Origin of the sequence: Flavobacterium gilvum, assembly GCF_001761465.1 — a bacterium.
Classification (GTDB): Bacteria; Bacteroidota; Bacteroidia; order Flavobacteriales; family Flavobacteriaceae; genus Flavobacterium; species Flavobacterium gilvum.
Genome location: NZ_CP017479.1, coordinates 3,745,927 through 3,768,748 on the forward strand (window position 1 = coordinate 3,745,927; position 22,822 = coordinate 3,768,748).

Consider the following 22,822-nt stretch of genomic DNA (forward strand, 5'->3'; position numbering starts at 1 on the left):
GGTATAGTTTGTAAACCAATTATGGTGTAAATTTACAAAATAATTTAAATGATATGAACAATAAAAAATTAATACTCGTAGCAGGTGCTACTGGCACCCAAGGAGGAGCTGTAGTTGATGCATTATTAGCTAAGAATATTGCAGTAAGAGCTATTGTACGAAATAAAAACAGTGAAGGAGCAAAAAAATTGGCCACTAAGAATGTTGAGGTGGTGGAAGCTACTTTTGATGATGTAGAAAGTTTAACCAAAGCTGCGACAGGTGCTACCGGAATTTTTTCTATGCAGCTGCCTTCAATGCCAGGAGAAATTGGTAAGGAAACACAGCACGCAAAAAATTTAGTTGCTGCTGCAAAGACTGTGGGCATAGAACAAATTGTGCATACCTCTGTTGCCCGTGCCGGCGACCAGGAAAACTTTGTAGATTGGGATAAAGGAATATGGATGCCTGCTTATTGGGAGGAAAAAGCAGCAGCCAATAATATTGTGAAAGAAGCTGGATTTTCCTATTGGACGATAATAAAGCCACCAATGATGATGGAGAATTTACTTCCATCTAAGAGTGCAGTGGTGTTTCCAACGTTAGCACAAGACAAGCTGTATACTCCGCTCGCACCAGAAACAAAATTAGAGTGGATTTCCCCTGCTGATATCGGTCGTTTTGCCGCTGAAGCTTTTGCACAACCTGAAAAATTCAACAAGAAGGAATTTGCTATTGTCGGAGATAAACTTACGATGTTAGAAATTGCAGAAATACTTACAGCGGTTACGGATAAACCATATAAAACCAAAACGGTATCAGTTGAAGAAGCTGTAGCACTAGGCTTCTATGAGCCGGCTGCCCAAAGCCACGTATGGCAAAACGTTGAAGGTTACAAAGTTGACCCACAAGAAGCAGCGGAATTTGGAATTGAAACAGAATCGCTAAAAACTTATTTGGAGAGAAATAAATTTGTTCTTTTAGAAGGAGATAGTAACGTGAAATAAACTAGAATTCAATAGAAAAGCAAGGGCTTAACTTACACTAAATAAAAAAGATAGCTTCTACGTTATATTAAGAAATATGATGTAGAAGCTGTTTTCGTATATTTGAATAGACGAAAAAAAAAATATCGATAAAACTTTTATCTCCTAACAAATCACAACACACGGGAAAAAAGGCAGCCGCTAACAGCTACTACAACGGATTTGGGCAATAGGCTTAATGGAAAGATGGTTTTGTATTTGGATGATTTGGCAAATCCGAAGAATGGGCTTAATTTAGTCCCAAACCCGCTGTAGTACCAGAACGTTGGCGGTAATTTTACGACCTACACCACTACTACAAACATCACTACAAAAAATGGCAATTTTCTGAAAATAAAAAAGCGGAAACCTTTAGACTTCCGCTTTGACAATTAAAAATTTTGAGAGGAGAACCATTTAATTCAAAACTCTTGCAGGTAAACCAAAATACTCTCTATTGAAATCTATTGCTTTATCGACAAACCCATCGGGATAATTTCCAGAAAGAATAATGTTTATATTTTCTTCCCCAAGTCCAATGTTTTTATTAAGTAGAAAATCTCTGGCTTCTGCCGAATTTTCTCGTATTGCTTTTTCTCTTGCTTCTTTTGCTTCCTTTAAAGTCAAGTCTGTGCAATAAGCTGGTGTTCCTGGCTGATGCTTCCAACTTTCCGAAATACTACCAGCATCATAACCGTCAAAACCTGTTTGATTTACCAATTCGATGACTACTTTTTTTTCATTTTCATCATCACCCGAAACTGCAAGTGCAATTCGACCTTCCGTTCCTTCTGGCTTACCTTCTGCATATAAACTGTATGCCCCAATGTTATTAAATGCTTTTATCACAGGTCGCCCAATTTGGTTTTGAACCCAAGCACTGTTTTCTAACCCATTTTCAATCTCATCAATAACACCATCACGAAACGGATAGTAATTCATTGTTTCCACTACAATTACCTCTTTTGGTACATCCACAAAAAGCTCTTTTATATTGGGCAACTGTCCTAATGGAACTGTAAGCACAATTAAGTCGACATCTATTACAACATCTTTACTCGCTAATGCTTTCAACCCATTTTGCGAAGCAAAGTCTTGTAATGACTCTGGACCTTTGGAATTTGCTATTTGAACCTGATTTCCTTTTGAGGCTAATTTTCTTGCCAACGTTTTTCCGATAACACCTGCACCAATAATTCCTATTTTCATTTTATATTTTTTTTACATTATGGTACAAATTTACAATTTTTTACTTTCCTTTGTATAGTTCTTTCCCAAAGGAAAGTGAAAAACAAATTTCAAATGGCTAAAAAGAAACAATACTGCGAATGTTTAAATACTGTAAAACCAGTAAGGGATACGCTTGAAGTAATTAATGGTAAGTGGAAATTACCAATAATTATTTCCGTTGGGGTTGGAAATGATAGGTATACCGATATTCAAGAAAGTATTCCGGGACTAACACCAAAAGTATTAGCAAAAGAACTTAAAGACTTAGAGCAACATCAATTAATTACAAGAGTTATAGTTGACGACCATCCTGTTAAAATATCATACAAATTGACTGCGTATGCCGACACATTAACACCAATAATCTATGCTTTGAAAGATTGGGGAATAAATCACAAAAAGAAAATTTTTGCGCAAGAGTAAATAAATCCAAGCTTGCAACATTTAGCAATGACAAAGTTAGTAAACGTCCAAACCTGCAAAAAAACTACCGCCAACACACGCTACAAGCAATTTGGGCATTGGCCTTAATGGAAAATGGTTTTGTATTTGGGATGATTTGGCAAATCCGAAGAATGGGCTTAATTTAGTACCAAACCCGCTGTAGTACCAGAACGTTAGCGATAATGCCAAAACTCAAGGCATTAAATAAATTTCATTCTATTTCCCGTATTGGGAACTTTTTATTATCTTTGCCAAAAAAAATTGAATATTGAGAGTAATTGCGAAAAAAATATTGCGAGATTTTTGGGAAACTCATTCCGATTGTGAGCAACAATTGAAATCATGGTTCCAGGAAGCAAGCAATGCAGAATGGAAAAATCCAAATCAGATTAAAAAAGAATATCCAAGCGCAAGTATTTTAAACGATAACAGAATTGTTTTCAATATAAAAGGTAACAATTATAGATTAATTGTGAAAATAAATTATGAGTACCAAATGGTTTGGATTCGATTCATTGGAACGCATGCAGAATATGACAAGATTAACGCAAACGAAATTTAAAAGCTATGGAAATTAAACCAATAAAAACAGAGAAAGATTATAATCAAGCACTCGAAAGACTTGAAATAATTTTTGATGCAAAAAAAGGTTCGCCAGAAGGTGATGAACTTGAAGTGCTTGGGATTTTGATTGATCAATATGAGAATGACCACTTCCCTATTGGATTGCCTGATCCAATTGAAGCTATTAAATTTCGAATGGAACAAATGGGCTATAATCAAACTGATTTGGCTAATATCGTTGGCTTAAAAAGTCGGGCTAGCGAAATACTAAATAAGAAAAGAAAGTTATCGCTTGAAATGATTCGTCAATTACATGACAGATTAAATATTCCAACTGATGTACTTATCCAAACTTACTAAAAGGCACTATCTCCAACAGCTACAACGGATTTGGGCAATAGGCTTAATGGAAAGATGGTTTTGTATTTGGGATGATTTGGCAAATCCGAATAATGGGCTTAATTTAGTGCCAAACCCGCTGTAGTGCCAAGACGTTGACAGCAATTTTATACAGACCCATTATGAAAAATAGTACATTTCTTTGTTTATTTTTATTGATATCCACAACTTGTATATCACAAACATTACAGGACACTATTGCACTTATTGATAAAGCAATGATTAACTATTTACCAGAAAATCCTGGTGCACAATTGTCCATAAAAAGAAATGGCAAAATCATTTTCTCAAAAGCTTATGGAAAGGCAGATTTAGAGCATAATACCCCTTTAACCTTAACATCCAAAATTGAAGCGGGTTCAGTCTCAAAACAATTTACGGCAGCAGCTATTTTATTGTTGGAGCAACAAGGAAAACTTTCATTGAATGATGATGTAAGAAAATATATTCCAGAACTTCCTAATTACGGAAAAGTCATCACCTTAGAACAAATGATGCACCACACCAGTGGGTTGAAAGATTGGGGAACTATTGCAGGACTTACGGGTTGGGAAAGGACAACCAAAGCCTATACTAATGATGATGTATTAGAAATTATCGCAGCCCAAAAAACATTAAACAACATATCCGGAGCAGAATTTCTCTATAGTAATTCAAATTATAACCTTTTTGCGATTATAGTAAAAAGAGTGAGCGGACTAAGTTTGGCAGAATTTACCAAACAAAATATTTTTATTCCAATTGGAATGACCAATACAGAATGGAGAGACAACCATAACCGAATTGTAAAAGATAGAGCTATTGCCTACAGCCTAACCAAAGATGGGTATCAAACCAATATGCCAAATGAAGATGCTTATGGTAATGGTGGTTTACTTACAACTACTGAGGATTTATTAAAATGGAACGACTACTATCAGTCGGGTAAATTTGGAACACCTTCCCTCCTTCCTAAACAAATAAAAACAGAAACATTCAATAATGGCAAAATGAATAACTATGCCGCAGGTTTGTTTATCATGGAATTTAAAGGACACAAAGATATTGCACATGATGGCGCAACAGCAAGTTACAGAGCTTATCTTGAAACATTTCCCGACCTAAACCTTACCATTGCTTTTTTAAGTAATACTTCTCAATTCGATGGGTCTAAAACCCCACTACACATTGCTATAAAAAATATTTTAATTGCAGAAAAAGTAAAAACTGAAACTGCTACAAATGAGACAACGGTAGATGTTTCTGAAGCAATTTTGAATTCCTATATAGGTTGGTACAAAAATGATAGAAATGGTGATGGATTAAAAATGGAAGTAAAAGATAAAAAACTCTTCTTCAATAATAATCCAATAGTACCACAATCTGAAACTACTTTTAAAAACAGACAATTGTTAGTAGAAATAAATAACCAAAAGAAAGAATTAAACAGTATTTCAAAAACAGATACGATTCACTATACAAAAGTTGAAGCTCCCGTTGTTAACGATAAATACCTTAACCAATATACAGGGAAATATTTTTCTTCGGAAACCAATTCCTACATTAACGTTTCTTTAAAAGACGGAAAACTAATGATGTACATAAAGCCAAATAATGAATTTCAATTAAACCCAACTTATAAAGGCGCTTTCAACATTGCTGATTTCGGCGGAAATTTATTTTTTATCGAAAAAAAAAATAAAACAACTGGGATGAAAGTAAGTCTCTCAAGAGTAAGAAATATAGAATTTATAAAATTGGAATAGTATTTGAAAAACTGTAGCCAACAGGCTTTTGGAGTGACTGGGGATTTTGTGGTATTAGCGTTTTAAACATAATTTCGTTCAGCCAAAAATACTCTGCTATTAACTCCCCAGCTGCTCCAAGCGCCAGAACGTTAGCGGATAGCTTGAGAAAAAAATGAAATTAACGAGAAAATGAAATATCTAAATATCTTATTTTTATTATTGTTTGTATTCAAAGCTGAAGCTCAGAAAGAGATTTCAATAAATTATATTGGATTTTACATTGACAAATCAAATAAGAATAAAGCCGAATTAGAATTTGAAGTACGAAACTTAACTAATGACACAATTTATATTTCGGAAGAAAATCTGAATATTAAAGTCTATAAAAATACAAAAGAAATTAAAGAAGAAATTATTGACTATGGAATTGCAACTCCATTTGTAAGACCTAGAATTGCAAAATGCCCAGAAATAGAAAACATAAAAAACACTTTAGCCTCAAAATTTTCTACTGAATTAGTACAAAAAAACAATATAGAAATTGGAGAATTTAGAAATGCTTTTGACATAACATTCTCAAATTGTATAGTTTTATTTCCAAATGAAATTATTTATTACAAAAAGAATTTTGTGCAAAAGGCATTTGATAAAAATTGTGAAGTAGAAATGAAATATAAACCAGAAAAAATATTTGCGATATATAAAAGCGAAAGAAACACATTGATTGAAATAAAAAGATAAAGCCATCCGCTAACAGCTACAACGGATTTGGGTAATTGGCTTAATGGAAAAATGGTTTTATATTTGGAAGATTTGGCAAATCCGAAGAATGGGCTTAATTTAATCCCAAACCCGCTGTAGTACCAGAACGTTATGCGTCAGCAATCAGAACAGAAAACTTCAAACAAAATTTGTTTCTTAAAAAGGAAACTTTTATCTTTACACAAAAATAATTAAACACATAATGGATTACAAATTCAAAGTCGAGTTTCTTGAACCTGTCTTAGAGTTTTTAGAAAGTTTAGACGAAAAATCGAGAGAAAAAATATTATATAATATTTGGAAATCACGAAGCGTAAATGATAACGAATTATTCAAAAAATTAGACGGCGAAATTTGGGAATTCAGAACTTTATATAAGAAACAATATTTTAGATTATTCGCTTTTTGGGAAAAGTCAGATAAACAAGATACAATTGTAATTTGAACACACGGAATTATAAAAAAGACAGACAAAACCCCAAAAGTAGAAATCGAACGTGCTGAATCTTTGCGAGTAAAATATTTTAACGAAAAAAAATAATAATATTATGAAAACATACAGTTTAGACGAAGTGACAGATAAATTCGTCGGAAAAAAAGGAACTCCAAACAGAGACTCTTTTGAAAGTGAATTAAAACTTGATTTGATTGGGCAAACAATCAAACAAATTCGTAAAGAGAGAAATTTAACTCAAGAGCAATTGGGAGAATTGGTTGGTGTAAAAAAAGCACAAATATCTAAAATTGAAAACAGCCTAACTGACGCAAGATTTGATACAATCATTAAAGTGTTTAAAGCATTAAATGCTAAAATTAATTTTAACGTTGTGTTGCTAAATCAAAAAATAGCGATTGAGTAATTTTGCCGAACGCATAGATACTACAACGGATTTGGACAATAGACTTAATAGAAAAATAGTTTTGTATTTGGAAGATTTTGCAAATCCGAAGAATGGGCTTAATTTAATCCCAAACCCGCTGGAGTACCAGAACGCTATGGGCTAGTTGTGCCAAAATTACGCAAGTAATCCCAATTAGAAAATAAGTCTTTGTTTCCGCAAAAACTTCAAAACAGAAGTGCGAAAGTTGGACTTACAAACAGAAATTAAAAAAACAAAATAGAAAAATGAAGTATTTAATTTCGGAAGAAACGAAAGCAAAAGCGATTAGAAAAAATAGAGTCCTTATGGTTCTTAAATATGGAATAGGAATGTTAGTGGTTATTATAATACTTTCTACAGAATTCAATTCAATACCACCCAAAAACTTATTACTTTTCATTGGAATAATTTCAATAGTTCCTTTTGCTTGTTGGTATATTGACCGAGATTTTAAAAATAAAGTGAACTCAGAATATGAAATCGTTGACGAAAAATTGATAATTACAGTAAATGGAAAACAAAAAACCACCGAATTGAAATCAATTAAAGCAATAACAAAAATTCCAAGTGGACACAGAATAATTTCTAATAATGGGATATTTTACATATTAGATGAAATTGAAAACAAAGAAGATTTAATGACCAAACTAAAAGAATAAACTAACAATCAGCATACCATTCAAACCTCTTACATATCAATTGAGAACTGAAAACGGAAACTTGTAAAGTTTGAGATTAAAATCATAATTTAGTACCAAACCCGCCTTAGCACCAGAACATTATAGGCATTTTTAAAAGAAAACATATAAATGACACATAAATTACTAAAAGGGCTTGTTGACTTAATTTACAGAACAGAAAAGGTAAGACAAAAATATCAAAATGAAAATCCGAACGAAACTGTTTTAGTTGCAGATGCGAGTAAAGGTATTGTAACGACTTCAAACCAAGATATAATGAATGGACTCAATTGGGTAACTTCTCAAAGAGCAGTTATTCTGCTCACTGACAAGAAAATTATCTGTGGCAAATGGACTATTGGACTTGACACAATTTCGGCAGTTCAGTTAATAAAATTCAATTCTTTGTTGGGCAGTGGACAAGTTTTAAAAATCCAAACAACTGACGACAAAAACTATCAATTTGGAATGCAATTTAATCCTGAATGGACGAATCAACAAAGACTCCCTTTGATTCTTGAAAAAGGAAAAGTGAAACACTCAGCATTTAGCACTGCTGTAAGACTTATTGCGATTGTACTTTTAATCTATTGGCTTTATGAATGGTTTTAAACCAACTAAACAAAGCTATATAGAATAATAAATTTAAGGACGAGAAAAAAAACACTTTAAATTTAGAAAGTATTCGGAGAGCTACCGAAAAAAAAATCAAATATAAAATTATCAATAGGTTGACTTTAGTTTTTCACAGTCTGACCTTACCAGCAATTAAACAAAAATTATACTGAAAATTAGGCTTTTTAAAGAATTGTAATAACTTTGTGCGTACACAAAAAACAAAAGTTATGGACATTTCAGTTATTCCGATTGGAAATTCAAAAGGAATTCGTTTATCTAAAACCTTACTCGAAAAATATAATATCACAGATAAAGTTGAACTCATTCTTGAAAAAGGTTATATAATTTTAAAACCCAAATCCGAACCAAGAATCGGCTGGGAAAAATCATTTAAAAAAATGCACGAAAACGGCGATGACAAATTGCTCATTAATGACATTTTTGAGGACGAAAATCTTGAAGAATGGAGCTAAGACAATATCAAATCGTTTTAGTCAATCTTGACCCTACGCTTGGAAGTGAAATTAAAAAAACACGCCTTTGTGTTATCATTTCCCCCAACGAAATGAATAAATATTTACAGACAATAGTTGTCGCTCCTATGACGAGCAGTTCAAAATCTTATCCGACAAGAGTTGAAATTTTACACAACGATACCAAACGTCAAATCGCATTGGACCAAATCAGAACTGTTGACAGACAAAGAATAACAAAAATATTGGAACATTTGGCTGGAAAAGAAGTTTCAAAAGTGAAAGAAGTTATGAAAGAAACTTATGTTGATTAATGTCAACGGATGGTAACAGCTACAACTAATATTGGCGGTCATTGTAAAGCGCAAAGATTGTATGGACAACTCTTATAATTTCTAAACGAATTCAAGCGTGTAGTTAATTTTTCTGACTTGATTCAAATAAAGGTCTTTATTATTTCAGCTTTGTAATTTTATCAAATAAAAAATAAAAATCATCAATATGAAAAATGAAACAATCAGAATTGGCCAAACTACAATTGACTTTCTACTCGAAGCTGCAGACACAAATGGATCTCTTGCAATGTTTGAATTCGGGGTGCCTGCAGGAGCTAAAGTCCCTCTTCCTCATTCACATGAGCATTACGATGAAACAATTTATGGCCTAAAAGGTGTTATTACTTTTACAGTTGAAGGTAAAACCATAGACATTGCGGCGGGTGAAACCTGTTTTATTCCTCGTGGTGCTATTCACGGTTTTAACAACATAAAACAAGAGGATGCCAAAGCATTGGCAGTAATTACACCTGCTCTTATCGGTCCAAACTTTTTTATAGAGTGTGCAGAAATTGTAAATGTAGATGGTCCTCCTAACGTAGAAAAATTAAAATTGGTAATGGCAAAATATGGGCTTGTTCCTGCCATCCCTAAAATGTAAAATTATAGAATAGCCCAGCCTATAAAAGCGGATTGCTACAACTGGGGTTGCTGTAGTTAATTAAGCATTCGCATCGTTTATCTACATTTGCAGTAAATTAATACTAAACTTAAGTTCAAAGAAAATAGAATAGGAATTCTAAATAAAAACAAGAAAGGATAGTTTATTTTGAAAAAAATGGCTCGAATTTGAACAAGACAAGCAGTGAAATACTATTAAACAACAACAGTTAAATTTGAAAAGCTCAATCAACCTGAAGGAACATTACAATTATCTTTTTATCAGTTCGGTCGAAAACATAAAAAACGACCAGTACACTATAGACCAACTGATTGATTCATATTCTGATAATCGATTTGGAATTACGCTATTAATTAGACCTTCACTTGAGGTAAAAAACAAAATTCAGGACTTTCTCAACGAACTTAAAAAAAGTAACCCTAACCAATATTACTACCCGAATTCAGATATTCACATTACGGTTCTTTCGGTTATATCGTGCTACGAGGGATTTGATTTAAAAACAATTCTTGTTCCTGACTATTGTGAAATAATCCAGAAAAGCATTGCAGACGTAGATCCATTTGAAATTCATTTTAAGGGAATCACGGCTTCAAATTCTGCCATAATGGTTCAGGGATTTCCAGATAATCATGCATTAGAACAAATCAGAAACAATTTGAGAGTGAATTTTCAAAACTCCAATTTACAAAAAAGTATTGACAAGCGTTATGTTCTGCAAACGGCACATTCGACAGTTATGCGATTTAAAGATAAAATTCTGGACAAAGAAAATCTATTCGAAAGTTTGGAAAAATTCCGAGCTTTCGATTTTGGCAAATTCAAAGTTGAAGAAATAGAACTTGTCTATAATGATTGGTACCAACGAAATCATTTGGTACAAAAAATAAGCTCTTTTAAACTGTAAAATAGTTATGAAATCAGTTTAAAACCAACAAAAAAGAGCATAATCGCAATTGCATTTCTAAGCATTAAATCAGGCATTTTTCCGCTTAACATACTTCCTACATAAATTCCAGGAAGCGATCCCATCAATAACTGCCCAAGTAATGCCAAATCCAAATTCCCCATAGATGCGTGCCCCAAGCCAGCAACAAGCGTTAAAGGAATTGCATGGGCAATCTCTGTACCTACCAATTTTGGAGTAGGCAAAATTGGATATAAGAAAAACAAAGTCACAGTTCCTAATGCCCCAGCACCAATAGAAGTAAGTGTCACTGTAGCACCCAAAAGCACACCAATGGCAATGGTAAGGACATTCTGAGTTTTACTTTCGCTGTGAAATTTATCTCCCGCGTGTTTTTGGGAAAAAACCATTATTTTCTTTTTAAATAAAATAGCAACCGAAGTAAAAACCAATGCCCAACCCAAACTGTATTTTATCATATTATTCAAAGCCGTCGTATCTGCATCCAGACTATGAAGAATCCACAATGTCAATAATGCAGCGGGCACGCTCCCCAAAGAAAGCCAACCCGTTATGGTCCAATTTATATTTTTCTTTTTGTTATGTACAAAAATACCCCCTGTTTTAGTAACTGCTGCATACAATAAATCTGTACCAACTGCTGTTGTTGGAGGAATACCAAACCACAATAAAATTGGAGTCATCAAAGAACCTCCACCTACACCTGTCATTCCTACCACAAAACCAACCACTAAACCTGCAACTACTAAACCTATTTGAAAATCCATAAATGAGACTTGTTTCTTTTTTGGTGGCAAAAGTAAAGAAAACATTTTAAATTATAGTAGTCCTGTCAAGTTAATAACAATTTTCGACCGAACATTGTATTTTTTTTTTAAAATAAAAAATCCCGATCATTATTGTCCTATCACAATTCGGAACGAAATTAACTGAGAAAAATATCCTCAAAAAAAACAAAAACCAATTTTCTATTATACATTTTTCAACTGAAAAAAACAATGTTGTTTTGTAACTTTGTCCCTTTTGAAAACAATTCCAAATGAATATAAAACTTATCGCAATTGGCAAAACCGACAATAAATCATTGCAAACTTTAATTGATGATTATACCAAAAGATTGTCTTTTTATATCAAGTTTGATTTGGAAATAATCCCCGATATCAAAAATGTTAAAAACTTATCAGAAAGTCAGCAAAAAGAGAAAGAAGGCGAACTTATCTTGGCTAAAATCACCCCTACCGATCAGCTTATTCTATTAGATGAAAACGGAAAAACCTTTTCGAGCGTAGCTTTTTCAAATGAATTACAAAAGAAAATGAACTCCGGCATAAAAACTTTGGTTTTCGTAATTGGTGGCCCTTATGGTTTTTCTGAAACTGTTTATGCCAAGGCAAATGGAAAAATTTCTCTCTCCTCAATGACTTTTTCCCATCAAATGGTACGACTGTTTTTCATCGAACAATTGTATCGCGGTTTTACTATTTTGAGAAATGAGCCTTATCATCACCAATAATAGAGAGTTTTAAAATTCCACATCAATTCTTTCTCCTTCAAAATCTAAAACTTTACTTACTATTAAACCAGTGAATAGTTTATCATCGTCTATTCAATACACATGCCTGATAACCAGTAATTTACAAACAAAAAACATTCCTAATTTGAAAATAAAAACGTAAATTTAATGTGTTTTTATTAAATCTCAGTAAAATTTAATAATTGTATTTTTTTTAATTTTTTTTATCCTAAAAAACATATAATTATGAAATCTTTAGTTTTTTATTCTGCGATTTTGTCCCTGCTATTTATTGGAGTTTCCTGCTCCAATGGTGACGATAATAGTTATATCCCACCCATGACTCCTGTTGTTGTAAATTTTATGGCAACTTTGACTCCTCCTAGTGGCGTTACTTCATCTGCATCTGGGAGTGCAGCGCTCAAGATGAATGTAACAGCTAAAACTTTTGAAATCACAGTAAACTACACTGGACTAACACCAACTCATGGTCATATCCACAGAACAGATGGTGCTATCGAAATTCCTTTCTCTGATTCAACTGTGGCAACTTCTCCATTCACCGTTACCGGATCCCTAACTGATGCTCAAATACTTGGCATTATGACAGAAACCTATTATGTAAACCTACATACAGCAGCTTATTCAAATGGAGAAATAAGCGGTACCCTTACCAAAAGCGGCTCTTCTGGCGGTGGTGGTGGCGGTTATTAATAAATTGAAAAAAACAGAAAAAACCTTTGTCTTGAGGAAATTAAGGGTTTTTCTGTTTTTTTCAATTTATAAACAGTATAAATATGAAATCTTTACTACATTTTTCAACTATTATGTTTTTGTCTATCATTGTAATTTCCTGTTCCAATGATAATGAAGCTGGTGTGATTCCTTCTAACAGCATTGTTCTTTCCGCATCTTTAAACGGCACCAATGAAGTACCGGCAAATACCTCTACTGCAAAAGGAACCGCCTATTTAATTTACAGTAAAACCACAAAGGTGTTCACCATTAAGATAAACTATTCGGGTTTGGCGCCAACAATGGCACTGATTCATAAAGAAACTGTAAATAATGAAAATCCTATAGTTTTTACCGTTGGTAAATATTTCGATTATGAGAATCCAACAAATGCACTTCCTCTTATTGATTTCACAAGCCCTCATTTGACCACAGAACAAGAGACAGAGCTTTTGACCAATCAGTATTATATCAACTTATATTCAAGTGCTTTTCCTGATGGAGAAATTAGAGGACAATTGATTAATTCCAATCTTGACGGCAGTGGTAATAAGAATCTCTATTAAAATCTACAGTCAAAAAAACAAAATCTTACTCCAAAAAAAGCTAGAAAGATTTTGGTTTTAATAATAATTTTTAAAACATAAAAATCATGAAAACTTTATTTAATTTTTCAGCGATTGCATTCTTGTTCATTATTGGAGTTTCTTGTTCCAGTAGTGACGATGACTTTTCTCCTCCAACTAATACATCTCCTGCTCCAACAATTAGTAATCCCGTTACTACTCCTGCTACAACTCCTGAAGAAAATACTCCTGCTGAAAATACTCCTCCTGTAACAATCCCTAATTCATCTCCTAGCGATGTTATTATAACTTTTAAAGCCGATTTAAAGCCTGACGGTGTTTCTACCATTTCATATACAACACTTATTGGTAATGCAACACTTATATTGAATCAGACTAACAAAACATTTAGATTAGTTGATGTAGGTGCCGACAATTTTAACCCTACATATGTCAATATTCATACTGCTGATGGTACAATTGTATTTGTATTCCCTAAAACAGTTTTCGGTTCAACTTCAGCTTATATCTCAGCAATAAATGATGCCCAAATAGTAGAATTAATGGCCAATCACTATTATGTGAACTTCAAAGGTGCAGACGGAGATATAAATGGACAGTTAATAAGAGTTTACTAAAAAAAGTGATCAACTCCCATATTAATATTAACTCATATCTACTCAAAATTTAAAATCCTTTCTATCAAAATAAATAGAAAGGATTTTAATTTATTTCAGGTTTAATATCAAAAAATAAATTCTCTTGAAACTTTATTAAGTGATTGCAATTCATATATTAAAACTTTATTTTCAATATACTCTTCATAACTCATGTTTTCGTCAAATATCAAAATTATTTGAGGATAATTCTCAAAATTAATTTCACGAAAAGACTTGATAACTTGAGATTTCTTAATTGGAAAATGATTATTGACTAAAACCAAATCATTCCCTTTTCTAAAATAAAATGTAAAGCCTGCAATATCAATTGGCTTTTTGGTTTTATAAAACACATTTGTAAAAGGAATAAAAGCCAGGTTTTTGCCAATAGTATCTGCATAAGAATAATAATTCTGCGCCAATTCATTTTTATGAGCACTATCTCCGCGTTTTTTTTCCTGCAATTTTATTATTTCGGGTATTACTGATTTTAATGACAAACGCCTGTCGATATTCAAAACCCAATTGGTTGTACCAATGCTGTTTTTTCGGTTTACTTCTGCCAAAGTATCTTTTCCTTTCACTCTAAAAAAAATATAAATCGGAGACAAATCCACGACGTCTTTTACGATAGTTTTATTGGTCTTTGGCAATAAAATATTCTCCTTATTACCGCACGAAACAAATACCAAAAGCAGAATTCCCATTAAATATTTCATCATTATTGATTCAGTTTATTATACAAACGAACACACTCGACAGCTTCTTTCACATCATGAACCCGAAGTATTTTTGCTCCTTTAGTCAAAGCTATGGTATTCAAAAAAGTAGTTCCATTTAGAGCCATTTCAGCGTTTATTTCCAATGCTTTATGAATCATCGATTTTCTTGAAATCCCAACCAATAAAGGCAATTCAAGCATTTGAAACAACTCTAATTTTTGCATTAATTCATAGTTTTGTTCCAATGTTTTAGCAAAACCAAAACCAGGATCCACAATCAAATCATTTATTCCGTGCGACCTGGCAACAGCAATTCGCTCCGAAAAATAAAAAAGCATTTCCTTAATCATATCTTCGTATTGCGTAAGCGTCTGCATGGTTTGTGGTGTTCCTTTCATGTGCATCATGATGTACGGAACCTGTAATTCTGCAATGGTTTCCAGCATTTTATCATCTAGGATTCCTGCCGAAATATCATTAATTATTGCTGCTCCGTTTTCTATACAAATTTTTGCAACTCCCGCCCGAAAAGTATCAATGGACAATGGTATTCCCGGAAAATGTTTCTGAAGCAAATTCATCACCGGAATTATTCTCTCGATTTCTTCTTCTTCCGAAACAAACTCGGCATTGGGTTTGCTCGAATACGCCCCCACATCAATAAAATCGGCTCCTTCATTGCACATTTTATCAACACGCTCCAGAAGTTCATCATCATTTTTATACTTTCCGCCGTCAAAAAACGAATTGGGGGTTATATTCAAAATCCCCATTACTTTTGGCGTAGACAAATCAATAAGTTGTCCTTTACAATTTATAGTCATTTCCAAAACGTATTTAATTTAAGTCACAAATTACACCAATTATCACAAATTATAAAATTTCAAATTGCACCACACGAATCATAAATCAAATAATAAATTCGGAGTATAAAAAGGAATCTAACTAAAAATTAATTCGTGAATTTGTGGCAATTTTTTTTTAGTTCTTCTTTCAAAAAAAATATTCTTATTTTTGGTGAAATTTTATACAAATATACACCAATAATGAGCAATACTTCACAAGAATTTGACAAGGTGATTACCATTTGCAGAACACTTTTCACCAATAAAATGAAAGATTACGGCAGTGCTTGGCGCATTTTGAGACTTCCTTCCCTAACCGATCAAATTTTCATAAAAGCCCAAAGAATAAGAAGCTTGCAGGAAAACCAAGTCCGCAAAGTGGATGAAGACGAAACCGGCGAATTCATCGGTATTATCAATTATTCGATTATGGCTTTAATTCAATTAGAATTGGGCGTAGTTGACCAACCCGATTTGGAAACCGAAAGAGCAACTCAATTATACGATGCAAAAGTAGCCTTGACCAAAGAATTGATGGAAAACAAAAACCACGATTATGGTGAAGCTTGGCGTGATATGCGTGTGAGTTCCCTTACCGACTTGATTTTGCAAAAACTGCTCCGTGTTAAACAAATTGAAGACAATAAAGGGAAAACCATCGTTTCTGAAGGAATTGATGCCAATTATCAGGATATGATTAACTATTCTGTTTTTGCTTTGATTTTGATGAACAAAAAATAAAATTAGCTAAATATCAAAAAAAAAGCCCCGTAAAATGAAAAACATCATCACCCAATTCTCCCGAATTTTTGTAGGAGTTCTGTTCATCATCTCAGGATTAATCAAGCTTAACGATCCTGTAGGTTTCTCCTATAAACTAGCCGAATATTTTAGCGAGCCTGTTTTCAATATGCCTTTTTTTGTTCCTTTTTCCTTGGCAATAGCGTTATTTATAGTAATCCTAGAAGTGGTTTTGGGAGTAATGTTACTCATTGGTTTCAAATCCAAATTGACGATTTGGCTTTTGTTGCTTTTAATCATAAAATTCACTTTCCTGACTTTCTATTCTGCTTATTTTGATGTGGTAAAAGACTGCGGTTGTTTTGGAGATGCCTTACACCTTACGCCTTGGCAATCCTTTACAAAAGACATTGTTTTATTGTTCTTCATATTGATTCTGTTTATGAATATGAAATTAATAAAACCTTTATTCAGCGACAAAATTCAAAATTCTCTTGCGCTATTATCCTTTATTCTATGTGGTTTTATGGGATATTGGGTAATTAATCACCTGCCGCTGAAAGATTTTAGAGCTTACAAAGTTGGAAATAATATCCAAAAAGGAATGGAGATTCCGGAAGGTGCTCCAAAATCGGTAGTAGAAATGATTTTTATCTACAAAGTGAATGGTGTTGACAAAGAATTCTCAGAGAAAGATTTGTCCAACATTCCTGCCGGTGCCACTTTTGTAGACAGAAAAGACAAAGTGATTTCAGAAGGTTACGTCCCTCCTATCCATGATTTCGTAATGGAAAAAGACGGTTCTGATTATAAAGAAGAACTTTTGCAGGAACCAAAATTATTGATGATTGTAGCTTATGATTTGGCTCTCGCCAATGCTGATGGTCTTGCAAAAATGGAACAAATCAGTAAAACCGCTTCCGCAAAAGGCTACAAAACAATCGGAATGACAGCTTCTACTCCAGAGGAAATTGCAAAAATCAAAAAACAATATGGCATTACTTTTGATTTTTATTTCTGTGATGCAATTCCGTTAAAAACTATCGAAAGAGCCAATCCTAGTTTTGTAATTCTTGAAAAAGGAACCGTAAAACAAAAAGTGCATTATAACGATACTGACGATTTGGCTTTTTAATTATCCCTTTTTATAAAACATAAAAAAATCTTGCAGAAAATCATTTTCCTGCAAGATTTTTTTATTTGGCTATAAACCAAAAAAAATATCAACTATAACGATATTGTAATTACTTTAATATTTTTTTAGCATAAAATTCTAAAATCTGTTAAGTAAATTTGCAATTCTTTATCTAACTTTGTAAAAATTTAATTTTAAATGAAAAAAATAACCCTTTTAATTATCGCTTTAACAACATTTTCGTGTACTCAAGCACAGAAAACTGAATTCTCCAAAAAAGCGCTTTCCGAGACTTTATTATCCACAGACGGGAATCAGGTAAAGTTTAAAGATATTCTAAAAAAACAAAAAGGTAAAACTACAATTATAGAATTTTGGGCATCATGGTGTGGTGATTGCGTAAAAGCAATGCCAAAACTAAAAGAACTTCAAGCCAATAATCCATCCGTATCCTACGTATTTATGTCTATGGACAAAACTGCAGATAAATGGAAAGCAGGTATCGATAAACACCAACTAGACGGCTTACATTACATGGCAAACGACGGCATGAAAGGCGTTTTTGGAACAGCAGTAGATCTGGATTGGATTCCGAGATATATCATTATTGACAAAACAGGAAAAATTGTTGTTTATCGTGCAATAGAAACCGACTTTGAGAAAATCAATGATACGCTGAAAAAATTAGAATCGATTTAATTACAAAAACAAAAAACAAAATAAAATGAGAAAGAAGATTGTTGCAGGAAACTGGAAAATGCATAAAAATGCATCACAAACAAAGGAACTATTAAACGAACTATTGACTCAAATTCCAGCTGAAACCGCTGCGCAAGTAATTGTTGCCCCAACATTTGTAAACCTAGCTTCGGCAGTAGAAAACTTAACACATTCAAATATTGCAGTTGCTGCACAAAACTTACACCAAGCGGAAAGTGGTGCTTTTACAGGCGAAATTTCTGCAGATATGATTAAAAGTGTAGGTGTAAAAAATGTTATTTTGGGCCACTCTGAACGTAGATCTATTTTTCATGAAACTGACGCTTTAATTGCAAGCAAAGTTGATACAGCTCTAAAACATGATTTGACAGTAATTTTCTGTTTTGGTGAAGAATTAAAAGACCGTCAATCAGGAAATCACTTCAACATTGTTGAAAATCAATTAAAAGATGGTTTATTCCACATTCAGGCCAAAGATTGGGAAAAAGTCGTATTGGCTTATGAGCCGGTTTGGGCTATCGGAACTGGAGAAACTGCTTCTCCTGATCAAGCTCAGGAAATGCACGAATTCATTAGAGAAACAGTTCGTAAAGCTTTTGGAAGCGATATCGCCGAAGATCTTACTATTCTTTACGGTGGAAGCGTTAAACCAGATAATGCCAAAGAAATCTTCTCTAAACCAGACGTAGATGGTGGTCTTATTGGTGGTGCAGCTTTAAATGCAAAAGATTTCATTACAATTGTAACGTCTATCTAAAAAATAATTTATACAATACTTAAAAGCGGTGCAAAATAATTTGTACCGCTTTTTTTATGATTAAAAAAGTTTGGCACCATTATTGTAAATACTATGCATGTATAGGATTTAGTATTTCAGATCGAGTAAATGATTAATACTTATGGTATTATCTAAAATAAAAGTAATACTCGGTTTTGTTTCAAAAGCTTATTGTATTGGTTTTTTTAGTTCAATTACCATTTTGGTAATAACCAAAAAAGCCTTAAGAATAAGCTGCTGAATTCATCAAAACCCGATTTGCCCAAAAAAATCAAAACAAAAAAAGAAGCTTTATGCTTCTTTTTTGTGTTTTAACAGCTTATCAAAAAAACTCAAAACACAAAAACCAACGATGAAATTTCGTTGGTTTTTGTGTTTTAAAATATTTGATATATCCTATTTCAAAATTTTTAACTGATCAATAGCATACTGATTGGCGGGATCAACAAGAAGTGTTTTATCAAAACTCTCTTTTGCTTTAACCTTATCTGTAGCGCTGTAAATAATACCTAGGTTGTTATAGGCTTCTATTAATTTTGATTTCATTCCTTTGGAAGCTAGCTCCGTTGGATCTTTTTTGTTGGCAGCGATTACAAAATCTTCGTAATTTTTGGCAACCATAATATCATTCTTAAGCAACACCTGAATTCTTGCCTTAAAAAGATAAGCATCCTGGGTCGTTGGCGAAGCTGTTATAATTTTATCCAAAGACAAATCGGCTTTATTTAATAGTTCTGTTTGATGTGAATTCAACTTTTCAACTCCGGCACAAGACCAGTAGGCAGCTGAAGCAAAATAGAAATTATCCAACAGTAATGATTTCGATTCTGCATTTGAAATTGCTATTTCATAAACTGAAGCTGCTTTGGAATATAATTTCTTTTCAAACAATTTTTTACCCAAATCAGAAATCTCACCAGCCAAATTCGGTGTCATCTCAATGGATTTCTTTAAATCCAAAACTCCATTACTTATAGCAACAGTATCAACTGGTGTTGCGATTAAAGCTTTTCCTAATTTTGATGCTCCTAAATAATAATAATCTCTTCCGATTAATTTACTAGACGGATTGGAAACAAATGAATTTAAAGAATTTAAAGCAACATCCAAATTATTATTATGATAAGCCGAATAGCCCAAATAACGATAAATTTTTGGATTCACTTTATCCAATTTTGTCATTTCATTTGCCTCAGTCTCAAGCGCTTTATAATCTTTTGCCAAGATTAGAAAATCAGCGTGACGCATACGTGATTCCAACGAATAATCTGTTAAGGACATATATTTTTCATAAAAACCTAATGCTTTGGAAATATGACTATCGTAATTTCTCCCATCATTTAAAGCCCAAAGATATTCGGTTTCTGCAAGTTCGCGATATACTGGACCATAATTTGGATTCATGGCAATTACTTCATTAAAAGAAGTTACCGCAGCTGGAAAGTTATGGGTATTTTTAATCAAAGCTCCCAATCCCATTTTGGCTCTCAACAAAGTCCCATCTTCCCTAAAAGCCTCACGGTAAAGCTCATAAGATTCATTTTGTTGTTTATTTAATTTATAAGCATCAGCCAAAGCCAATAAAACAGAAGTGTTTTTGGGATCAATTAATCGAGCTTTAGTCAAAATCTCAATTGCTTTATTGTAATTAGGGTGCACAGAATAACAATATGCTTTTCCTATAAATACAGATTCCTCAATAGTCTTTTTGTCTACGCTTTTGCAGGCCAATCCAAAATCTTTATCTGCTTCGGCTACATTTTCTTTATCAAGAGCCATAAAACCTAATCCTATATAATTAAAATTGGCTTTGGAAGAACAAGCTATTCCGGCATCAAAATTCTTTTTGGCAGCTTCGTGATTTCCTTTCAAGAGACACACATAACCCAAAAGAAATTTAGCATAACCATCTGATGGAGAAGAAGCTGTTATGGATTCTAAAGTCTTTTTTGCTACTTCATACTGTTCAGCATCTATAGCACTTTTTGCTTGTTTTATATCCTGAGCCTTACCCACAAAAACAGAAAACAGCATTACAACGGCGTAAATAAAAACTTTTTTCATGATCGATTAATTAATTTATATATTAAAATAGTTTTGAATTAATTTCAAAAAAAACAGTCATACAAAGATAAGACAATCACAAATAAAATCCTCAGCCAAAACCAAACCAACCTATTAAAAAACAACAGGTTACACAATAACAAAAAACTTGACAGGAATCTTTCTTTGAATTCAAAAAAAGTATAACTATTAGAAACAAGAACATAAATTTAGAAATCGTTTTCTTTGAGTCTCAAAAAAAACTTTTCTTTCATTTTTAGGATTTTACAAAAACCTTGCCACAATATTTCACTTGTTAAAAAATAAAAACCCACCCCCTTATTTTACTGGATTTTCATCGAAAAAAAAATTACAAAAACAGATTTTTTTCTTATTAAAAAAAACATTCTGTCAAATTATTTTTAAAATACAAAAAAAATTGCATCCTATTATTACATTTGCAAAAAAAATAATCATGTCAAATATTTATATTGGGTATCATTTTTCAATTGAACCCAAAGAACTTGGATCAGAAATATTAATTGCAGAATTGGGAGAAAAGGCCTTTGAAAGTTTCACTGAAACCGAAACTGGAATTTCAGCTTATGTTCAAAAAGACCTTTGGGACGAAATGATACTGGATGGCATTCAGATATTACAATCGGAAGAATTCAAAATCGATTATACTTTTGAAGAAATCGAGCAAATAAACTGGAACGAAGAATGGGAAAAGAATTTTGACCCTATTGATGTTGATGGAAACTGCCATGTTCGAGCACCATTTCACCCAAAAACAGATGCTCAATATGATATTGTAATTGAACCCAAAATGAGTTTTGGAACGGGACATCACGAAACAACTCACATGATGATTCAGCATTTACTAGAAATGGATGTTGCTGGTCTCAAAACACTGGACATGGGATGCGGAACTGCAATTTTGGCAATTTTGGCCGAAATGAAAGGTGCACAACCTATTGATGCAATCGACATTGACAATTGGTGTTACTTAAACTCTATTGAAAATGCTGAACGAAATAATTGTCAACATATTACAGTATACGAAGGTGATGCCGCATTGTTGAAAAACAAAAAATACGATTTGATTATAGCCAACATTAACAGAAACATTTTGTTGAACGATATGCAAAGTTATGTTGATAGTTTGAATCCGGGAGGAACCATTTTGTTTAGTGGTTTTTACGAAGAAGATATTCCTTTTATTGATGCATCCTGCACAGAAAAAGGATTAACTTTTGCAAAAAAACTAAAAAGAAACAACTGGGTATCAATAAAATACGTAAATTAGTATATCTTTTTTATAAATCAATAAAGTACAAAAACCCAGAACATGAGTACAATAGAGAAAGTAAGGGAAAGAATAAGCGAGAAGGAGACGACAACTCAAAACAGTGAAATAATCGTTTATAACGATGATGTAAATACGTTTGACCATGTTATAAACACACTTGTTCGAGTATGTGGACACACTTCCATTCAAGCGGAACAATGCTCATTGATTATCCATTTCAATGGAAAATGTACCGTTAAAACAGGGGAATACAAAAAATTAAAAGTACAATGCACAGGATTACTTGAAGCTGGTTTGAGTGCTGAAATAATCTAAGTCATACTATCATTTCCAAAAATGATTAATTCTGAAACCTACTTGAGTAAGTACAATCTCGGGTAGGTTTT

The 22,822-nt window shown here is 32.9% G+C and carries 30 protein-coding genes; 25 read left to right on the plus strand and 5 right to left on the minus strand.

Annotated elements, in window-relative coordinates:
* The first annotated feature begins 53 nt into the window (after positions 1-53).
* Entirely contained in the window at positions 54-986 is a 933-nt protein-coding gene (locus EM308_RS15160; protein WP_051877664.1) for an NmrA/HSCARG family protein, read from the plus strand.
* 435 nt (positions 987-1,421) lie between these two features.
* Here EM308_RS15160 and EM308_RS15165 read toward each other — a convergent pair whose 3' ends face one another.
* On the minus strand, positions 1,422-2,213 hold the full coding sequence (locus EM308_RS15165) for an NADPH-dependent F420 reductase (RefSeq protein WP_035634887.1): 792 nt from the start codon (positions 2,211-2,213) through the stop codon (positions 1,422-1,424).
* 75 nt (positions 2,214-2,288) lie between these two features.
* Here EM308_RS15165 and EM308_RS15170 point away from each other — a divergent pair, with 75 nt between their 5' ends.
* From EM308_RS15170 to EM308_RS15235, 14 genes are all read left to right on the plus strand, one after another.
* A complete protein-coding gene (locus tag EM308_RS15170; RefSeq protein WP_231559985.1) occupies positions 2,289-2,657 on the plus strand; it encodes a winged helix-turn-helix transcriptional regulator in 369 nt (122 codons plus the stop codon).
* 289 nt (positions 2,658-2,946) lie between these two features.
* Positions 2,947-3,240, plus strand: coding sequence for a type II toxin-antitoxin system HigB family toxin (locus EM308_RS15180; RefSeq protein ID WP_035634882.1), 294 nt, complete (start codon positions 2,947-2,949; stop codon positions 3,238-3,240).
* 5 nt (positions 3,241-3,245) lie between these two features.
* Positions 3,246-3,602 carry a helix-turn-helix domain-containing protein gene (locus EM308_RS15185; RefSeq protein WP_035634879.1) on the plus strand — a complete coding sequence of 119 codons (357 nt, stop codon included), beginning with the start codon at positions 3,246-3,248 and terminating at the stop codon, positions 3,600-3,602.
* Between the two features lie 161 nt (positions 3,603-3,763).
* Positions 3,764-5,386, plus strand: coding sequence for a serine hydrolase domain-containing protein (locus EM308_RS15190; protein ID WP_070261872.1), 1,623 nt, complete (start codon positions 3,764-3,766; stop codon positions 5,384-5,386).
* 171 nt (positions 5,387-5,557) lie between these two features.
* Complete coding sequence (locus EM308_RS15195) at positions 5,558-6,109, plus strand: hypothetical protein (protein WP_070261873.1); 552 nt, start codon at positions 5,558-5,560, stop codon at positions 6,107-6,109.
* Positions 6,110-6,332: 223 nt separating this feature from the next.
* Positions 6,333-6,575, plus strand: coding sequence for a type II toxin-antitoxin system RelE/ParE family toxin (locus EM308_RS15200; RefSeq protein WP_394332818.1), 243 nt, complete (start codon positions 6,333-6,335; stop codon positions 6,573-6,575).
* Positions 6,576-6,678: 103 nt separating this feature from the next.
* A complete protein-coding gene (locus EM308_RS15205) occupies positions 6,679-6,990 on the plus strand; it encodes a helix-turn-helix domain-containing protein (RefSeq protein WP_035638532.1) in 312 nt (103 codons plus the stop codon).
* Positions 6,983-7,135 carry a hypothetical protein gene (locus EM308_RS18130; RefSeq protein WP_156101368.1) on the plus strand — a complete coding sequence of 51 codons (153 nt, stop codon included), beginning with the start codon at positions 6,983-6,985 and terminating at the stop codon, positions 7,133-7,135. Before EM308_RS15205 ends, EM308_RS18130 begins: the two co-directional genes overlap by 8 nt.
* 121 nt (positions 7,136-7,256) lie before the next feature.
* Positions 7,257-7,670 carry a hypothetical protein gene (locus EM308_RS15210; RefSeq protein ID WP_035638530.1) on the plus strand — a complete coding sequence of 138 codons (414 nt, stop codon included), beginning with the start codon at positions 7,257-7,259 and terminating at the stop codon, positions 7,668-7,670.
* Positions 7,671-7,820: 150 nt separating this feature from the next.
* Positions 7,821-8,303 (plus strand): hypothetical protein, encoded by a 483-nt coding sequence (locus EM308_RS15215; protein WP_035638528.1) that lies wholly within the window; start codon positions 7,821-7,823, stop codon positions 8,301-8,303.
* A gap of 233 nt (positions 8,304-8,536) precedes the next feature.
* The gene (locus tag EM308_RS15220; protein WP_035638525.1) at positions 8,537-8,782 is read left to right on the plus strand and encodes an AbrB/MazE/SpoVT family DNA-binding domain-containing protein; all 246 of its coding nucleotides are present in this window, start codon (positions 8,537-8,539) and stop codon (positions 8,780-8,782) included.
* Positions 8,773-9,096, plus strand: a complete 324-nt coding sequence (locus EM308_RS15225; protein WP_035638522.1) for a type II toxin-antitoxin system PemK/MazF family toxin — start codon at positions 8,773-8,775, stop codon at positions 9,094-9,096. Before EM308_RS15220 ends, EM308_RS15225 begins: the two co-directional genes overlap by 10 nt.
* Positions 9,097-9,283: 187 nt before the next feature.
* Positions 9,284-9,718, plus strand: a complete 435-nt coding sequence (locus tag EM308_RS15230) for a cupin domain-containing protein (RefSeq protein ID WP_035638520.1) — start codon at positions 9,284-9,286, stop codon at positions 9,716-9,718.
* 235 nt (positions 9,719-9,953) lie between these two features.
* Complete coding sequence (locus tag EM308_RS15235) at positions 9,954-10,646, plus strand: 2'-5' RNA ligase family protein (protein WP_231560029.1); 693 nt, start codon at positions 9,954-9,956, stop codon at positions 10,644-10,646.
* Positions 10,647-10,651: 5 nt separating this feature from the next.
* Here the strand turns inward: EM308_RS15235 and EM308_RS15240 are convergent, their stop codons facing one another.
* Entirely contained in the window at positions 10,652-11,479 is an 828-nt protein-coding gene (locus EM308_RS15240; protein WP_231560028.1) for a sulfite exporter TauE/SafE family protein, read from the minus strand.
* 227 nt (positions 11,480-11,706) lie between these two features.
* On the opposite strand from EM308_RS15240, the gene rlmH reads away from it, so the two are divergent.
* The 4 genes from rlmH (at position 11,707) to EM308_RS15260 (ending at position 14,119) form a co-directional block, all read left to right on the plus strand.
* On the plus strand, positions 11,707-12,180 hold the full coding sequence (gene rlmH / locus EM308_RS15245; protein WP_035638516.1) for a 23S rRNA (pseudouridine(1915)-N(3))-methyltransferase RlmH: 474 nt from the start codon (positions 11,707-11,709) through the stop codon (positions 12,178-12,180).
* 246 nt (positions 12,181-12,426) lie between these two features.
* Positions 12,427-12,894, plus strand: coding sequence for a CHRD domain-containing protein (locus tag EM308_RS15250; RefSeq protein WP_051877835.1), 468 nt, complete (start codon positions 12,427-12,429; stop codon positions 12,892-12,894).
* Positions 12,895-12,977: 83 nt separating this feature from the next.
* Positions 12,978-13,481 carry a CHRD domain-containing protein gene (locus EM308_RS15255; RefSeq protein ID WP_035638514.1) on the plus strand — a complete coding sequence of 168 codons (504 nt, stop codon included), beginning with the start codon at positions 12,978-12,980 and terminating at the stop codon, positions 13,479-13,481.
* Positions 13,482-13,603: 122 nt separating this feature from the next.
* Positions 13,604-14,119, plus strand: a complete 516-nt coding sequence (locus EM308_RS15260) for a hypothetical protein (RefSeq protein WP_156101367.1) — start codon at positions 13,604-13,606, stop codon at positions 14,117-14,119.
* Between the two features lie 107 nt (positions 14,120-14,226).
* Here EM308_RS15260 and EM308_RS15265 read toward each other — a convergent pair whose 3' ends face one another.
* Complete coding sequence (locus tag EM308_RS15265; RefSeq protein ID WP_231560027.1) at positions 14,227-14,862, minus strand: hypothetical protein; 636 nt, start codon at positions 14,860-14,862, stop codon at positions 14,227-14,229.
* Positions 14,862-15,686: a dihydropteroate synthase gene (gene folP / locus EM308_RS15270; protein ID WP_035638508.1), complete on the minus strand. Its 825-nt coding sequence runs from the start codon at positions 15,684-15,686 to the stop codon at positions 14,862-14,864. The genes EM308_RS15265 and folP overlap by 1 nt, the downstream gene beginning before the upstream one ends.
* 222 nt (positions 15,687-15,908) lie before the next feature.
* Here folP and EM308_RS15275 point away from each other — a divergent pair, with 222 nt between their 5' ends.
* From EM308_RS15275 to tpiA, 4 genes are all read left to right on the plus strand, one after another.
* On the plus strand, positions 15,909-16,448 hold the full coding sequence (locus tag EM308_RS15275) for a DUF1599 domain-containing protein (RefSeq protein WP_035638557.1): 540 nt from the start codon (positions 15,909-15,911) through the stop codon (positions 16,446-16,448).
* Positions 16,449-16,482: 34 nt separating this feature from the next.
* Positions 16,483-17,583, plus strand: a complete 1,101-nt coding sequence (locus tag EM308_RS15280) for a BT_3928 family protein (protein ID WP_035638505.1) — start codon at positions 16,483-16,485, stop codon at positions 17,581-17,583.
* Between the two features lie 198 nt (positions 17,584-17,781).
* Positions 17,782-18,282 carry a TlpA family protein disulfide reductase gene (locus EM308_RS15285; protein ID WP_035638502.1) on the plus strand — a complete coding sequence of 167 codons (501 nt, stop codon included), beginning with the start codon at positions 17,782-17,784 and terminating at the stop codon, positions 18,280-18,282.
* Positions 18,283-18,307: 25 nt separating this feature from the next.
* Positions 18,308-19,060: a triose-phosphate isomerase gene (gene tpiA / locus EM308_RS15290; protein ID WP_035638499.1), complete on the plus strand. Its 753-nt coding sequence runs from the start codon at positions 18,308-18,310 to the stop codon at positions 19,058-19,060.
* A gap of 417 nt (positions 19,061-19,477) precedes the next feature.
* Here tpiA and EM308_RS15295 read toward each other — a convergent pair whose 3' ends face one another.
* Complete coding sequence (locus EM308_RS15295) at positions 19,478-21,145, minus strand: tetratricopeptide repeat protein (RefSeq protein WP_035638496.1); 1,668 nt, start codon at positions 21,143-21,145, stop codon at positions 19,478-19,480.
* Positions 21,146-21,599: 454 nt separating this feature from the next.
* Between EM308_RS15295 and prmA the strand changes: the two genes are divergently transcribed.
* Positions 21,600-22,433 (plus strand): 50S ribosomal protein L11 methyltransferase, encoded by an 834-nt coding sequence (prmA, locus tag EM308_RS15300; RefSeq protein WP_035638555.1) that lies wholly within the window; start codon positions 21,600-21,602, stop codon positions 22,431-22,433.
* Between the two features lie 42 nt (positions 22,434-22,475).
* Positions 22,476-22,751: an ATP-dependent Clp protease adaptor ClpS gene (locus EM308_RS15305; protein WP_035638493.1), complete on the plus strand. Its 276-nt coding sequence runs from the start codon at positions 22,476-22,478 to the stop codon at positions 22,749-22,751.
* Positions 22,752-22,822 lie beyond the last annotated feature (71 nt).

Excerpts from the sequence above, each read along its gene's own strand:
- EM308_RS15210 (WP_035638530.1), top strand. The coding sequence starts at position 7,257 with ATGAAGTATTTAATTTCGGAAGAAACGAAAGCAAAAGCGATTAGAAAA.
- EM308_RS15250 (WP_051877835.1), top strand. The coding sequence starts at position 12,427 with ATGAAATCTTTAGTTTTTTATTCTGCGATTTTGTCCCTGCTATTTATT.
- EM308_RS15160 (WP_051877664.1), top strand. The coding sequence starts at position 54 with ATGAACAATAAAAAATTAATACTCGTAGCAGGTGCTACTGGCACCCAA.
- EM308_RS15255 (WP_035638514.1), top strand. The coding sequence starts at position 12,978 with ATGAAATCTTTACTACATTTTTCAACTATTATGTTTTTGTCTATCATT.
- EM308_RS15200 (WP_394332818.1), top strand. The coding sequence starts at position 6,333 with ATGGATTACAAATTCAAAGTCGAGTTTCTTGAACCTGTCTTAGAGTTT.
- EM308_RS15275 (WP_035638557.1), top strand. The coding sequence starts at position 15,909 with ATGAGCAATACTTCACAAGAATTTGACAAGGTGATTACCATTTGCAGA.
- folP (WP_035638508.1), bottom strand. The coding sequence starts at position 15,686 with ATGACTATAAATTGTAAAGGACAACTTATTGATTTGTCTACGCCAAAA.
- EM308_RS15215 (WP_035638528.1), top strand. The coding sequence starts at position 7,821 with ATGACACATAAATTACTAAAAGGGCTTGTTGACTTAATTTACAGAACA.
- tpiA (WP_035638499.1), top strand. The coding sequence starts at position 18,308 with ATGAGAAAGAAGATTGTTGCAGGAAACTGGAAAATGCATAAAAATGCA.
- EM308_RS15295 (WP_035638496.1), bottom strand. The coding sequence starts at position 21,145 with ATGAAAAAAGTTTTTATTTACGCCGTTGTAATGCTGTTTTCTGTTTTT.
- EM308_RS15225 (WP_035638522.1), top strand. The coding sequence starts at position 8,773 with ATGGAGCTAAGACAATATCAAATCGTTTTAGTCAATCTTGACCCTACG.
- EM308_RS15305 (WP_035638493.1), top strand. The coding sequence starts at position 22,476 with ATGAGTACAATAGAGAAAGTAAGGGAAAGAATAAGCGAGAAGGAGACG.
- prmA (WP_035638555.1), top strand. The coding sequence starts at position 21,600 with ATGTCAAATATTTATATTGGGTATCATTTTTCAATTGAACCCAAAGAA.
- EM308_RS15265 (WP_231560027.1), bottom strand. The coding sequence starts at position 14,862 with ATGATGAAATATTTAATGGGAATTCTGCTTTTGGTATTTGTTTCGTGC.
- EM308_RS15240 (WP_231560028.1), bottom strand. The coding sequence starts at position 11,479 with ATGTTTTCTTTACTTTTGCCACCAAAAAAGAAACAAGTCTCATTTATG.
- EM308_RS15285 (WP_035638502.1), top strand. The coding sequence starts at position 17,782 with ATGAAAAAAATAACCCTTTTAATTATCGCTTTAACAACATTTTCGTGT.
- EM308_RS15185 (WP_035634879.1), top strand. The coding sequence starts at position 3,246 with ATGGAAATTAAACCAATAAAAACAGAGAAAGATTATAATCAAGCACTC.
- EM308_RS15280 (WP_035638505.1), top strand. The coding sequence starts at position 16,483 with ATGAAAAACATCATCACCCAATTCTCCCGAATTTTTGTAGGAGTTCTG.
- EM308_RS15205 (WP_035638532.1), top strand. The coding sequence starts at position 6,679 with ATGAAAACATACAGTTTAGACGAAGTGACAGATAAATTCGTCGGAAAA.
- EM308_RS15220 (WP_035638525.1), top strand. The coding sequence starts at position 8,537 with ATGGACATTTCAGTTATTCCGATTGGAAATTCAAAAGGAATTCGTTTA.
- EM308_RS15195 (WP_070261873.1), top strand. The coding sequence starts at position 5,558 with ATGAAATATCTAAATATCTTATTTTTATTATTGTTTGTATTCAAAGCT.
- rlmH (WP_035638516.1), top strand. The coding sequence starts at position 11,707 with ATGAATATAAAACTTATCGCAATTGGCAAAACCGACAATAAATCATTG.
- EM308_RS15190 (WP_070261872.1), top strand. The coding sequence starts at position 3,764 with ATGAAAAATAGTACATTTCTTTGTTTATTTTTATTGATATCCACAACT.
- EM308_RS15230 (WP_035638520.1), top strand. The coding sequence starts at position 9,284 with ATGAAAAATGAAACAATCAGAATTGGCCAAACTACAATTGACTTTCTA.
- EM308_RS15165 (WP_035634887.1), bottom strand. The coding sequence starts at position 2,213 with ATGAAAATAGGAATTATTGGTGCAGGTGTTATCGGAAAAACGTTGGCA.